The following is a 12828-nucleotide window of genomic DNA, read 5'->3' as shown; positions in this document are numbered from 1 at the left end:
TGCCACTGTCAGCGCTGGGTGCCCCGACGGTCTTGTACGTTTCTGACATGGCAGCACCGCCCGCCCGGGTCCGTGCCTGGCGGCCCGATGTCCCGGGCGTCGCCGAGGTGTTGCACGCGCACTTCCCGGACCACGCCTACCCGATGCACACCCACGACACCTGGACGGTGCTCATCGTCGACGTCGGCACGGTGCGCTACGACCTCGAGCGGCAGGAGCACTCGACCGCGCGGTCGCGGGTGACCTTGCTGCCGCCGTACGTCGCCCACGACGGGCGCTCGACCAACGCCGGCGGGTTCCGCAAGCGGGTGCTCTACCTCGAGCCGGACGCGGTCGACGTCGACCGGCTCGGCCGGGCGGTCGACCGCCCCGAGTGGTCGGACCCGCCGTTGCGCGCAGCGGTCGACCGGGTGCATCGGTCGCTGGCGCACCGGGGCGAGGAGCTCGAGGCTGAGGTCGGACTGGCGCTGGTCACCGAGCGGCTCCGCCGCCACCTCGCCGGGGTGGACGTCGCGCCGGGGGACCGCCGGGACTCCACGCTCGCGCGGCACCTGCGCGAGCTGCTCGACGCCCACGTCGTCGACGGGATCACGCTGGAGGAGGCCGCGGCCGTGCTGGCGGCGGAGCCTGCCGTCCTGGTCCGGGCGTTCCGCCGCGAGACCGGCATCCCGCCGCACCGCTACCTCACCGGTCGGCGCATCGACCTCGCCCGGCGCCGCCTGCTGAACGGCGAGCGGGCCGCCGACGTCGCGGTCTCGGTCGGCTTCTACGACCAGGCGCACCTGACCCGCCACTTCCGCCGACTGCTCGGTGTGACGCCGGGTGCGTACGCCGCCTCGGCCTGACCGCTACTCCGCCGAGCGCACCCGGATGCCACTGATCGGCACGGTGACCGCGCCGGACGGGTCGGTGAAGAAGTCGTTGCCCTTGTCGTCGACGACGATGAAGGCGGGGAAGTCCTCGACCTCGATCTTCCAGACCGCTTCCATGCCGAGCTCGGGATACTCCAAGACCTCGACGGACCTGATGCAGTCCTGGGCCAGTCGGGCGGCGGGGCCGCCGATCGAGCCGAGGTAGAAGCCGCCGTACTCCTTGCACGCCTCGGTGACCTGCTTGCTCCGGTTGCCCTTCGCGAGCATCACCATCGAGCCGCCGGCGGCCTGGAACGACTTCACGTAGGAGTCCATCCGGCCGGCGGTGGTCGGACCGAAGGAGCCGGACGCGAAGCCCTCGGGCGTCTTGGCCGGGCCGGCGTAGTAGACCGGGTGGTCCTTGAGGTACTGCGGCATCTCCTCGCCCGCGTCGAGCCGCTCCTGGATCTTGGCGTGCGCGATGTCGCGCGCCACCACCAGCGGCCCGGTCAGCGAGAGTCGGGTCTTCACGGGGTGCTGCGAGAGTGTCGCGAGGATGTCGCTCATCGGCTGGGTGAGGTCGATCTTGACCACCTCGCCGCCCTGGATGAGGTGCTGCTCCTCGGTGTCGGGGAGGTAGTGCACCGGGTCGGTCTCGAGCTGCTCGAGGAAGACACCTTCGGCCGTTATCTTGCCCAGCGCCTGCCGGTCGGCGGAGCACGAGACGGCGATCGCCACCGGGCACGACGCGCCGTGCCGGGGGAGCCGGACGACGCGCACGTCGTGGCAGAAGTACTTGCCGCCGAACTGCGCCCCGATCCCGAAGGACTGGGTCAGCTTGAAGACCTCCTCCTCGAGCTCCAGGTCGCGGAAGCCGTGGGCGCTCATCGAGCCCTCGGTCGGCAGGTTGTCGAGGTAGTGGGCGGACGCGTACTTCGCCGTCTTCAGCGCGAACTCCGCACTGGTGCCTCCGATCACCACCGCCAGGTGGTACGGCGGGCACGCGGCGGTGCCGAGCGAGCGGATCTTCTCGTCGAGGAAGGAGAGCATCCGCTTGGGGTTGAGGATCGCCTTCGTCTCCTGGAACAGGAAGGACTTGTTGGCCGAGCCGCCGCCCTTGGCCATGAACAGGAACTTGTACTCCGGCTTCCCTGACGTCTGGGGCGTCGAGTACAGCTCGATCTGTGCCGGCAGGTTGGTGCCGGTGTTCTTCTCGTCGTACGTCGTCAGCGGTGCGAGCTGGCTGTAGCGGAGGTTGAGCTTCGTGTACGCGTCGTAGACGCCACGGGAGATGGCCTCGGCGTCGTCGGATCCCGTGAGCACGCCCTCGGACTTCTTGCCCATCACGATCGCGGTGCCGGTGTCCTGGCACATCGGCAGCACGCCGCCGGCGGAGATGTTGACGTTCTTCAGCAGGTCGAGGGCGACGAACCGGTCGTTCCCCGACGCCTCGGGGTCGTCGATGATCTTGCGCAGCTGGGCGAGGTGCGCCGGCCGCAGGTAGTGGCTGATGTCGTGCATCGCCTCGGCAGTCAGCCGCCGGATGGCCGCCGGATCGACCCGGAGGAACGTCTGACCTTCCGCCTCGAAGGTCGTGACGCCCTCGGTGGTGACCAGGCGATAAGGAGTCTCGTCCTGGCCGGTCGGGAGGAGGTCGGAGTACCGGAACTCAGCGTCAGCCACGGCTATCGACGATAGCGGGAACGGCGGAACGGCAGGGGGCTGGGTCGCATCGCTGCTCCGAGCCCCCTGCCGGGAGCAACCACATCAGATGATGAAGGTGCCCGCCACTCCGATCTCGATCACAGCGCCGATCGGCAGCCCGGCTCGCTCGGTGTCGAGGGTGATCCGGATCCCGTTGATCAGGTTCTGCCGTGCGCCGTTGGGGTTCTTCTGCTGGAGGTTGATGGCCACCTCGCCGAGCCCGGCGACATCGATGACCGTGTTGCGTCCGACGTCGATGGGGATCTTCTGGCCGGCGATGACGAGGTTGACGAAGGTCATCCGCATCCTGCTGGTCCACTTGCCGCCCTGCACCTTGCCGTAGGCGAGGACTTTCAGAGCTTCCGCCCTGATCAGACCACCGAGGACGTTCAGCCTCGCGATCTCGTTGGTGTTGCGCATCTCCGCGTTGCCGGCGTCGTCCTTCGTCGAGTTCGTCGTCGACGTCACCACACCGGTGGTCAGCAGGCCAGGCACCCTCACGCCCAGGGTCTGGTTCTGGATCGTCCTGCCGTGGCTGGACCCGGAGGGCGCGCTGACGCGGGCGGTCGGGTCACTGATGATCTGGGCGGCTTCACCGACATGGGCCTTGACGCGGGTGCCGTAGGCCTGGCCGAACAGTTTCGCCCCGGTCGCCGGGACCGCCTCGGAGAGGAACTGGTTGACGGGGTTGACCATGACCGTCACGCCGGCGGCGTAGCCCGCGCGCGGCTTGAGGAGGGTGATGCCGATCGCCCAACCATTGGTCGCCACGGCCTCGTCGGACGAAGCGTGCAGGTGGACGTTCAGCGTGATGCTCGCGACACCCGGGATGGTCACCGCATAGTTCTTGGGGATCCTGACCGGCAGGTCCACGCCGACGATCCCGATGCCCAGGAGCTGTGACTGGCCGGCGGAGGACGCGCTTCCGTCGGCGCGGGCCACAGTGGTGATGTTCGTCGTGACGGCGTCCACCTTGATGAGGCCGTTCAGCAGGTTGACGTTGGCAGTGCGCGCGAAGGAGTTCAGCGTCGTGCTCGCGGCACCGACGGTGGCCTTGGTCTCGGTCTCCACGGCGCCGACGCGCAGCAGCCCTTGCACGTTGACCGCAGCGGTGCTGTTGCTCGACGTCACCGAGTCGGGACCGCCGGTGACGGAGGACTCGGCCGTGAGGTCTGAGCTCACCGTGCCGTCGAAGACCTTGGCGTAGGTGCCGCCCGTGCGAGCGGCGTAGCTGTAGGTGACATCCGCCGCCTGTGCGGTCGGCGTCGGCACCGCCACGAAGCTTGCGCCGACGAGCCCGAACGCGACGATGGTCGCAAACTTACGCATGATGCGGGACCCCATTCCCTTGTCGAAATGTGAAGTTGAGCCCCCAGGATCACGCGCCGGAGCAGGCGCACGTTTTGACACAATAGACGATCGGTATCACAAGCGGTTACATCTGGGAGGACTCGCGCTGTACGGCGGATGACAACCTGCACGCGGGCATACTCCGCGGAGCCCGTGCGTTTCGGTCAACGTGCACATGTACGACGCGGTGGTGATCGGTGCCGGCCAGGCAGGCCTCTCGGCGTCCTACCACCTCACCCGGCTCGGGCTCGACCACGTCGTCCTCGATGCCAACGACCGGGCCGGCGGCGCCTGGCAGCACCGCTGGGACTCGCTCTCGATGGACGACGTGCACGGCGTCGCCGACCTGCCGGACTCGCCGGCGCCGGGCCGCGGCCGCGACCGCGCCAACAACGTGATCCCCGGCTGGTTCGACGACTACGAGCGCACCCACGGCCTGCCGGTCGTGCGTCCGGCGCGGGTCGACCGGGTGGAGAGCGCGGGCGACCTGCTGGTGGTCCACGCCGGCCGGCGCACCTGGACGACCCGGACCCTCATCAACGCGACCGGGACCTGGACCCAGCCGTTCGTGCCCCACTACCCGGGTTTCGAGACGTTCCGCGGCGAGCAGCTGCACACGGTCGACTACCCGGGGCCGGAGCACTTCGACGGCAAGCGGGTGCTGGTCGTCGGCGGCGGCGCGTCGGCGGTGCAGTTCATCGGCGAGCTCGCACCGCGCACGGACGTGGTGTGGGTGACCCGCCACGAGCCGGTGTGGCGCTCCGACTGGGACGAGCAGGCGGGACGCGACGCCATCGCCCTCGTCGAGCAGCGCGTCCGCGCCGGCCTACCGCCGGCCAGCGTGGTCAGCGTCACGGGCCTCGGTCTGCGGCCGCAGGAGCAGGAGGCCGCTCGGCTCGGAGCGTACGACGCGCGCCGACCGATGTTCGCGCGGATCGAGCCGAACGGGGTGCGATGGGCAGAGGGCGCGTTCGAGCCGGTCGACGTGATCCTGTGGGCCACCGGGTTCCGGCCGGCGGTCGCGCACCTGGCGCCCCTCCACCTGCGCAGCCGCAACGGCGGCATCGCGCTGCTCTCCGTCGGGAAGGACGTGCAGACCGCGGTCACCGCGGCCAAGGACCCGCGGGTGCAGCTGGTCGGCTACGGGCCGTCGGCCAGCACGATCGGCGGCAATCGGGCCGGCCGGGCGGCCGCGACCGCGGTGCGCGGCTATCTGCGGGAAATGGCCGAGCCCGCAGCAGGCTGACCGCCGTACTCTCTGGCGGTGAGCTATGGGTGGAGAGAGATCGACGGCAGAGCCGTCGAGGTGTGCGACGAGTGCGGGTTCGACCCGCGGGCGGTCGGCGACGAGGAGGCGGCGTTCCGTGACGTGTTCGTCGCGCTCGAGACCCTGCTGGAGCGGGAGGACGCCGATCGCAAGCCGGCGGAGGAGGTCTTCTCTGCGCAGGAGTACGTCGACCACTGCGTCGAGGTGACCGAGGCGATCCTCGGCTACGTGACCGACCGGCTCGGCGGCGAGCGCGCGGTGTGCCCCGATCTGGCGACGGCACGGGCGGCCACCGCCCAGCAGGAGTCGACGCTGACCCCCGAGTCGCGCGCGACCGTGATCGAGGACGTCTACCCCTGGCCGGTCACGGTGCAGTGGGTCCTCTCCCACCTCCTCCACGACCTGGAGCACCACGTGCTCGACATCCGGCGCGGGTACGCCGGATTCGTGCTCGCCGACAGCGAGGGCCCGACCAACCAGCGCTGAGCCGCGGGCCGGGCCGGCGGTCTGCGGCCTCGTCTACTCTCGCGCCGTGGAGTTCGAGTTCCCGGCGACGGTGATCGAGTGGCGCGGTCCGGCGCCGTTCTACTACGCCGACATCCCGGTCGAGGACAGCGACGACGTCAAGGACGCCGCCAAGGGCATGGAGTACTGGGGCCAGGTCCCGGTCGTCGTCCGCATCGGCGACACCGACTTCACCACCGCGCTCTTCCCCAAGGACGGCCGGTACCTGCTGCCGCTGCGCGACGCGGTGCGGCGGGCCGAGGGGATCGAGCTCGGGATGACGGTGGAGGTCGGCATGGACCTCAACCGCGACCGGACCCGGCCCGACGCCCAGCGCCGCAACCTCGGCTAGCTGCGCCGATCCAGCTGTCAGCCCTGCTCCTCGAACAACGTCAGGTGGACCTCGCCGGGCACGTCGAACCTCGCGTTGACGGAGTTCCAGGGCGTCAACGTCGGCGGCGCGACCGGAGTGGCACCGCCGTCGACCGCCGCCGCTGTCGCGGCCGCGCAGTCGTCGACCTCGAGCGCCACCCGGAAGTGCGGTGCGATCCGGCGGCCGACCTCCACCTCGTCGATGTAGCCGACCTGGGCGTCGTTGGCGAGCTCGAGGGTCGCGCGGCCGGCGTCGAGGATGGTGACCTCGGCGCCGCCGGGCCCGGAGTAGGCCTCGGCCGTCGGCATGCCGAGGACGTCGCGGAAGAAGGCGAGCGCCTGGTCGTAGTCGGTGGCGTGGACGACGAGGCGAAGCTGGCGGACGGTCATGACCGTCACCCTACGATCGGCGCATGACCCAGGATCCGTGGCAGATCGACCGCCTCGACCTTGACGGCTACCTCGGCCGTCTCGGCGTCCCGGAGCGATCGCCCGGTCGCGAGGCCCTCGACGAGCTGCACGAGGCGCACGTCCGCACCTTCACGTTCGACAACATCGACGTACTGCTCGAGCAGCACCCCGGCGTCGGGATCGACGTGCTCAACGACAAGTTCGTCGGACGGGGGAGAGGCGGCTACTGCTTCGAGCACGGCACCGTGTTCGCGGCCGCACTCGAACGGCTGGGGTACGACGTGCAGCGTCGGCTCGGGCGCGTCGGTGACCCCGCGGCCGGTCCCGTCCAGGGCCGCACCCACATGACCGTCGAGGTGTGGCTCGACGGGCAGCGTCTGCTCTGCGACCCCGGTTTCGGGATGAGCCTGGTCCGGCCGGTTGCGTTGGAGGACGGCGCGGAGAGCGATCAGCGCGGCTGGCCGTACCGGGTGACCCGCACGCCGGACGGAGGCTGGGGACTGCACCGGCGGCGCGAGCAGGGCTGGGAGCACACGCACACCGTCGACGAGCTGCCCGTGCTTCCGGTCGACGTCGTGATGGGGCACCACTACACGAGCACCTTCCCGACGTCGCACTTCCGCAGCGGGCTGATGATCACCAAGCACGAGGACGGCCAGCACGTCACCGTCACCGCAACCGCACTGACCGTACGGCGACCGGGCTTGCCGACCGAGCACCGCGACTTGGCGCCAGGGGAGCTGAACGACTGGCTGAGCGCGCTCGACGTCCCGCTGACGAGCGACGAGAAGTCCCGGCTGCTCGCGTGGGTCAGCGACCCACGCCGATGACCCAGGTCCTCGAGCTGCGCTGGTGATCGTCGGTCACGACTTGGTCTCAGCACGCCCGCGAGAAGTCAAGGCGTTGGACACGGACGGCCGTGGGTAGTAGGAAGGCTGCACAACTCATCGTGATCTTGGTCACGACACGCAACGCCACCGTCATAGGACGGGGTCCTGCGTGTCGCGAGAGAGGAGTTCAATCTCATGGCACGCCGACGTCGGTCCGCAATCGCTCTCGCGGGCATCACCACCACGATCCTGTTCACCGGATGCCTCGCAGGCGAGGACGACGAAGGCGCCGGTGAGACCGAAGACGGAGACGGCAGCGTCGAGATCATCGGCGCGATCCCCGAAGAGGAGGCCGTCGGCCTGGTGAAGGAGCTGGAAGCCTTCACCGAGGACACCGGCATCGAGGTCAGCTACACCGCCTCCACCGACTTCACCACCGAGATCCGCACCAGGGTCTCGGGTGGCGACCCGCCCGACATCGCCCTCTTCCCGCAGCCGGGACTCGTCACGGACCTCGTCGACACCGGCGACGCGCTGCCGTTGAACGACCTGATCGACACCGATGACCTCGAGGGTCACATCGTCCCGGGGTTCCTCGACTCCGTGACCGTGGACGACGAGGTGTACGCCGTCCCCGTCCGGATGGCGGCCAAGAGCCTGGTCTGGTACCCGGTGCCGGAGTTCGAGGAGGCGGGCTACCAGGTCCCTGAGACCTGGGCGGACCTCGAGGCGCTGCAGGAGCAGATGCGGTCCGACGGGGAGACTCCCTGGTGCCTCGGCGCCGAGTCGGGTGCCGACACCGGCTGGGTCTACACGGACTGGGTCGAGGAGATCATGCTCCGCACCGCCGGGCCCGACGTCTACGACGACTGGACCAGCCACGAGATCCCGTTCGACGACGACGCGGTCGTCGAGGCGGTCGAGCAGTTCGGCGAGATCGTCCACACCGAGGGCAACGTGAGGGGCGGACCCGACGGCTCCCTGAACACGCCGTTCGGTGAGTCCGTCCTCCCGCTGGTGGAAGACCCGCCGGGCTGCTTCATGCACCGCCAGGCGAACTTCATCACGACGTTCATGCCCGAGGACGTGCAGGCCGACCTGCCTGCCAACGTCGGTGTCTTCGTCCTGCCCGGTGACGTCGAGGGCGGCTTCGAGGGGACGCCCGTCCTCGGCGGCGGCGACCTCGCCGCAGCGCTCGTGAACGACAGCGACGTGGTGGAGGTCATGGAGTTCCTGGCGTCCTCCGACTTCGGTGCCGAGTGGGCTGCCGAGGGGGGCTGGCTGTCACCGTCGGTGGAGTTCGACACCTCGAACTACGCCACGGAGATCGACCAGCAGATCGCTGAGCTCGTGTCGCAGGCGGACGTCTTCCGGTTCGACGGGTCCGACCTGATGCCGGCGGCGGTTGGCGCCGGCACGTTCTGGGACGAGATGGTGGCCTTCGTCGGCGGCGAGCAGGATGCCGGCGACGCAGCGACAGCGATCGAGGAGAGTTGGCGGGACTAGTCGAGGAGAGTTGGCGGGAGTAGGAGTCTCCTGATGATCAAGATCCTCAACGCGGCACTGGCGATCGTTGCCGGCGTCGGCGGGATGCTGGCCCTGTTCTGGATCCTGAACTTGCTCGTCGAGCGGTTGCCGGGCCGGTGGGAGGAGCGGATCAAGCCGTACGTCTTCATCGGCCCGGCCATCGCGATCGTCGGACTGTTCCTCGTCTACCCGGCTGTTCAGACGGTGATCTTCAGCTTCGCCGACAAGAACAGCCAGAAGTGGGTGGGCTTCGAGAACTACACGGCCCTGTGGGACGACGAAAACTTCCGTGCGGCGCTCGTGAACAACCTGCTGTGGATCCTTGTGGTCCCTGCGGCCAGCGTCCTGGTCGGTCTGTTGATCGCGGTCCTCGCCGACCGGTTGAGACCCGGCAACGAGAAGATCGCCAAGTCGGTGATCTTCATGCCGATGGCGATCAGCTTCGTGGGAGCGAGCACCATCTGGCGGTTCATCTACGACACCCGGTTCGCCGAGGGTGACGAGCAGATCGGCCTCCTGTCGGCGATCACGACCGGGCTCGGCTTCGACCCGGTGGCCTGGCTCCGCCTCGACTCCTGGAACGTCAACGACTTCCTGCTGATGGTGATCATGATCTGGCTCCAGGCCGGGTTCGCCATGGTCCTCCTCTCGGCGGCGGTCAAGGGCGTCCCGGACGACACGCTCGAGGCGGCCCGCATCGACGGCGCGAACGAGCTGCAGATCTTCTTCCGGGTCGTGGTGCCGCAGATCTGGCCGACCGTGATCGTCGTGTTCACCACGGTGCTGATCCTGGTGATGAAGGTCTTCGACATCGTCTACGTCATGACCGGTGGCAACGCCGACACCGACGTCGTGGCCAACATCTTCGTCGAGGAGATGATCGAGTTCGGCGACGACGGCCGCGCCGCCGCGGTGGTCGTGGTCCTGATGATCGCGGTGATTCCGGTGATGATCTACCAGGTCCGCCGGTTCCGGATGCAGGAGGCTGGACGATGACCCAGGCAGCACCGACCGTCGACGTCGACCCGATGGGTGGAGACGATCAGAAGCCCCCTCCAGCGCAGCGGTTCACCCTCGGCAGCGTGGCAGTCAGAGTCACTGTCCTCCTGCTCTGCCTGCTCTGGCTGATCCCCACGATCGGGCTCCTCGTGTCCTCGTTCCGGAGCGAGGAGGACGTCAAGGAGGACGGCTGGTGGACCGTGTTCGCCTCGCCGCTTGAGTTCTCGCAGTGGACGCTGGACAGCTACGACTCGGTCATCTTCGACCAGGGGATGGGCAGCGCGTTCCTCAACAGCATCGTGGTGACGGTGCCGGCCACGATCATCCCGATCATGATCGCGGCGTTCGCGGCGTACGCCTTCACCTTCATGCGGTTCCCGGGCAGGGACCTGCTGTTCATCCTGGTGGTGGGCCTGCTCGTGGTGCCGCTGCAGGTCGCCTTCGTGCCGTTGCTGCGTCTGTTCAGCCAGTACGAGATCAACGGCACGTTCCTGGCCGTGTGGTTGGCGCACACCGGCTTCGGCATGCCGCTCGCCATCTACATCCTGCGCAACTACATGGCCTCGCTGCCGGTCGAGATCATCGAGTCGGCGGCCGTCGACGGTGCCAGTCATTTCCGGACGTTCTGGTCGCTCGTGGTGCCGATGTCGGTGCCGGCCCTCGCGGCCTACGCGATCTTCCAGTTCCTCTGGGTGTGGAACGACCTGCTCGTCGCGCTCATCTTCCTCGGGGCGGGTGAGAACGAGGTGGTCACCATCACCCTGCGCGACCTGATCGGTGACCTCGGCCAGGAGTGGCACCTGCTGACGGCGGGCGCCTTCATCTCGATGGTGCTGCCGCTGGCCGTGTTCTTCGCGCTGCAGCGGTACTTCGTGCGCGGGCTGACCGCCGGTTCGGTGAAGGGCTAGGAGGGAATTTCTCAATGGCAACGGTGAAGTTCGAGAAGGCACAGCGCTGGTACCCAGGGGCCGACACGCCCGCCGTACCCGGTATCGACCTCGAGATCGAGGACGGCGAGTTCATGGTGCTGGTCGGTCCGTCCGGCTGCGGCAAGTCGACGACGCTGCGGATGCTCGCGGGCCTGGAGGAGGTGAACTCCGGCAGGGTCTTCATCGGGGACCGCGACGTCACCAAGATGCCGCCGAAGGACCGCGACATCGCGATGGTCTTCCAGAACTACGCGCTCTATCCCCACATGACGGTGGCCGACAACATGGCGTTCGCGCTCAAGATGGCGAAGGTCCCTACGGAGGAGCGCAAGACGCGGGTCCGGGAGGCCGCTGGCATCCTCGGGCTCACCGACTACCTCGACCGCAAGCCCAAGGCCCTCTCCGGTGGCCAGCGGCAGCGGGTCGCGATGGGCCGGGCCATCGTCCGGCAGCCACAGGTGTTCCTGATGGACGAGCCGCTGTCCAACCTCGACGCCAAGATGCGGGTGGCGACGCGCACCGACATCGCCAAGCTGCAGGCCGACCTGGGCATCACCACCGTCTACGTCACCCACGACCAGATCGAGGCGATGACGATGGGCGACCGGGTCGCGGTCATGAACTTCGGCGAGCTGCAGCAGGTCGATACCCCGCTGGCGCTCTACGACCGGCCGGCCAACCGGTTCGTGGCCGGGTTCATCGGCTCGCCCGCGATGAACTTCCTGGAAGGGGACATGACCGACGGCGGACTGCGGATCGGCAGCTACAACCTTCCGGTGGCACGGGACATCCTGGAGAAGGCGACGGACGGCGTGGTCGTCGGCGTCCGCCCCGAGCACTTCGAGATCGTGTCGGACACCAACGGCATCCCGATCGAGGTCACCCTCGTCGAGGAGCTCGGCGCCGACGCCTACATCTACGGCACCACCGACGTGCAGGGCACCCCGGGGCATCTGGTCGTGCGTGGTCTCGCGCGCCGCGACGTCGCCAAGGGGTCGACCATCCACGTCGGCGCCGATCCGGAGCGGATCCACGTGTTCGACCAGGCCACGGAGGACCGGCTGAACTGACGGTGCGCGCCGGCCCCCGCGCAGAGGATCAGTCGGCCGTGGCGCGGTCGGCGGTGCGTCGTACCGCCGACGCGATCGTGTCGTAGAGCGGCTTGGGGAAGTCGTGCCCCATTGCGTCGATCAGCAGCAGCTCGCTGCCCGGCACGGCCATCGCGGTGGAGCGGCCGCCCGAGACGTGCACCATCTTGTCCGCCAGCCCGTGGATGACCAGGGTCGGCATCCACAGGCGCCGTAGCTGCGCGGTGCGGTCGCGCTGGGTGAGCACGGCGATCATCTGGCGCATCACCCCGCTGCGGCTGACGCCGCGGTCGAAGGTCTCGTGGCCGCGACGCTCGAGCTCCTCGAGGTCGGGCGGGAAGCCGGGGGAGCCGATCATCTGCCAGACCTTGAGACCGCCGGCGACGTAGGCCTCCCGGTCGGGTCCGCGGCGCGCGACCAGGATCGGCAGCAGGAGCGGGCTCTGCCAACCGACCGTGCGCCGGCCGGTGGTCGACATGATGCTGGTGAGTGAGCGGACGCGATCGGGGTCGGCGATCGCCATCGTCTGCGCGATCATGCCGCCCATCGACGCGCCCACCACGTGCGCGGAGGCGATGTCGAGGTGGTCGAGCAGGCCGAAGGCGTCGTCGGCGAGGTCGGCGATGGAGTACGGCGCGCGGACCCGCCGGCCGACGAAAGCGCGGAACAGCATCGACGGCTTGACCCGGCCGGTGCCGCGCGAGGAGCGGCCGGTGTCGCGGTTGTCGTAGCGGATGACGAAGAACCCCCGCTCGGCCAGCAGCGTGCAGAGGCCGGTGTCCCACCAGTTCATCGGGCCGCCCAGGCCCATCACCAGCAGCAGGGGATCGGCGTCGGGATCACCGAAGGTCTGGTAGCAGATCTCGACCCCGCTCGGGAGCGGGGCGAGCAGCTCCTCGGAGACCGAGACGCTGGTCTGATCGGCTGTCGCGCTCATGAACACCAGTTTGCCAAATGTCCAACAGTTCAGGATTCAACCACCCTAGGATCGGGTAC

Annotated in this window: 13 protein-coding genes; 9 read left to right on the top strand and 4 right to left on the bottom strand. The window is 68.8% G+C overall.

The window, feature by feature from the left end; translation table 11 throughout:
• The first annotated feature begins 47 nt into the window (after positions 1-47).
• Positions 48-845, top strand: a complete 798-nt coding sequence (locus SHK19_RS17785; RefSeq protein WP_322456234.1) for an AraC family transcriptional regulator — start codon at positions 48-50, stop codon at positions 843-845.
• 3 nt (positions 846-848) lie between these two features.
• On the opposite strand, the gene SHK19_RS17780 is transcribed toward SHK19_RS17785, so the two are convergent.
• Entirely contained in the window at positions 849-2534 is a 1686-nt protein-coding gene (locus tag SHK19_RS17780) for a fumarate hydratase (protein WP_322456235.1), read from the bottom strand.
• An 84-nt stretch (positions 2535-2618) separates the two neighbouring features.
• On the bottom strand, positions 2619-3965 hold the full coding sequence (locus SHK19_RS17775; protein WP_322937035.1) for a choice-of-anchor P family protein: 1347 nt from the start codon (positions 3963-3965) through the stop codon (positions 2619-2621).
• A 115-nt stretch (positions 3966-4080) separates the two neighbouring features.
• On the opposite strand from SHK19_RS17775, the gene SHK19_RS17770 reads away from it, so the two are divergent.
• The 3 genes from SHK19_RS17770 to SHK19_RS17760 are packed head-to-tail and all read left to right on the top strand — an operon-like array spanning position 4081 to position 6028.
• Positions 4081-5151 carry an NAD(P)-binding domain-containing protein gene (locus tag SHK19_RS17770; RefSeq protein ID WP_322456550.1) on the top strand — a complete coding sequence of 357 codons (1071 nt, stop codon included), beginning with the start codon at positions 4081-4083 and terminating at the stop codon, positions 5149-5151.
• Between the two features lie 18 nt (positions 5152-5169).
• Positions 5170-5658, top strand: a complete 489-nt coding sequence (locus SHK19_RS17765; protein WP_322456237.1) for a hypothetical protein — start codon at positions 5170-5172, stop codon at positions 5656-5658.
• 46 nt (positions 5659-5704) lie between these two features.
• The gene (locus SHK19_RS17760; protein WP_322456238.1) at positions 5705-6028 is read left to right on the top strand and encodes a DUF1905 domain-containing protein; all 324 of its coding nucleotides are present in this window, start codon (positions 5705-5707) and stop codon (positions 6026-6028) included.
• A gap of 17 nt (positions 6029-6045) precedes the next feature.
• Here the strand turns inward: SHK19_RS17760 and SHK19_RS17755 are convergent, their stop codons facing one another.
• Positions 6046-6438 carry a VOC family protein gene (locus SHK19_RS17755; RefSeq protein ID WP_322456239.1) on the bottom strand — a complete coding sequence of 131 codons (393 nt, stop codon included), beginning with the start codon at positions 6436-6438 and terminating at the stop codon, positions 6046-6048.
• 23 nt (positions 6439-6461) lie between these two features.
• On the opposite strand from SHK19_RS17755, the gene SHK19_RS17750 reads away from it, so the two are divergent.
• From SHK19_RS17750 to SHK19_RS17730, 5 genes are all read left to right on the top strand, one after another.
• Entirely contained in the window at positions 6462-7289 is an 828-nt protein-coding gene (locus tag SHK19_RS17750) for an arylamine N-acetyltransferase family protein (protein ID WP_322456240.1), read from the top strand.
• A 195-nt stretch (positions 7290-7484) separates the two neighbouring features.
• Complete coding sequence (locus SHK19_RS17745; RefSeq protein ID WP_322456241.1) at positions 7485-8795, top strand: ABC transporter substrate-binding protein; 1311 nt, start codon at positions 7485-7487, stop codon at positions 8793-8795.
• Between the two features lie 33 nt (positions 8796-8828).
• Entirely contained in the window at positions 8829-9812 is a 984-nt protein-coding gene (locus tag SHK19_RS17740; protein WP_322456242.1) for a carbohydrate ABC transporter permease, read from the top strand.
• A complete protein-coding gene (locus SHK19_RS17735) occupies positions 9809-10723 on the top strand; it encodes a carbohydrate ABC transporter permease (protein WP_322456243.1) in 915 nt (304 codons plus the stop codon). The genes SHK19_RS17740 and SHK19_RS17735 overlap by 4 nt, the downstream gene beginning before the upstream one ends.
• 14 nt (positions 10724-10737) lie before the next feature.
• On the top strand, positions 10738-11814 hold the full coding sequence (locus SHK19_RS17730) for an ABC transporter ATP-binding protein (protein ID WP_322456244.1): 1077 nt from the start codon (positions 10738-10740) through the stop codon (positions 11812-11814).
• Between the two features lie 28 nt (positions 11815-11842).
• Here SHK19_RS17730 and SHK19_RS17725 read toward each other — a convergent pair whose 3' ends face one another.
• Entirely contained in the window at positions 11843-12769 is a 927-nt protein-coding gene (locus tag SHK19_RS17725) for an alpha/beta fold hydrolase (RefSeq protein ID WP_322937033.1), read from the bottom strand.
• Positions 12770-12828 lie beyond the last annotated feature (59 nt).

The organism is Nocardioides bizhenqiangii (assembly GCF_034661235.1).
In the GTDB taxonomy this organism is placed as follows: Bacteria; Actinomycetota; Actinomycetes; order Propionibacteriales; family Nocardioidaceae; genus Nocardioides; species Nocardioides bizhenqiangii.
Note: the sequence above shows the minus strand (reverse complement) of the source record. Positions and strands in the feature narration are given on the sequence as shown.

Excerpts from the sequence above, each read along its gene's own strand:
- SHK19_RS17750 (WP_322456240.1), top strand. The coding sequence starts at position 6,462 with ATGACCCAGGATCCGTGGCAGATCGACCGCCTCGACCTTGACGGCTAC.
- SHK19_RS17745 (WP_322456241.1), top strand. The coding sequence starts at position 7,485 with ATGGCACGCCGACGTCGGTCCGCAATCGCTCTCGCGGGCATCACCACC.
- SHK19_RS17735 (WP_322456243.1), top strand. The coding sequence starts at position 9,809 with ATGACCCAGGCAGCACCGACCGTCGACGTCGACCCGATGGGTGGAGAC.
- SHK19_RS17785 (WP_322456234.1), top strand. The coding sequence starts at position 48 with ATGGCAGCACCGCCCGCCCGGGTCCGTGCCTGGCGGCCCGATGTCCCG.
- SHK19_RS17770 (WP_322456550.1), top strand. The coding sequence starts at position 4,081 with ATGTACGACGCGGTGGTGATCGGTGCCGGCCAGGCAGGCCTCTCGGCG.
- SHK19_RS17730 (WP_322456244.1), top strand. The coding sequence starts at position 10,738 with ATGGCAACGGTGAAGTTCGAGAAGGCACAGCGCTGGTACCCAGGGGCC.
- SHK19_RS17755 (WP_322456239.1), bottom strand. The coding sequence starts at position 6,438 with ATGACCGTCCGCCAGCTTCGCCTCGTCGTCCACGCCACCGACTACGAC.
- SHK19_RS17725 (WP_322937033.1), bottom strand. The coding sequence starts at position 12,769 with ATGAGCGCGACAGCCGATCAGACCAGCGTCTCGGTCTCCGAGGAGCTG.
- SHK19_RS17740 (WP_322456242.1), top strand. The coding sequence starts at position 8,829 with ATGATCAAGATCCTCAACGCGGCACTGGCGATCGTTGCCGGCGTCGGC.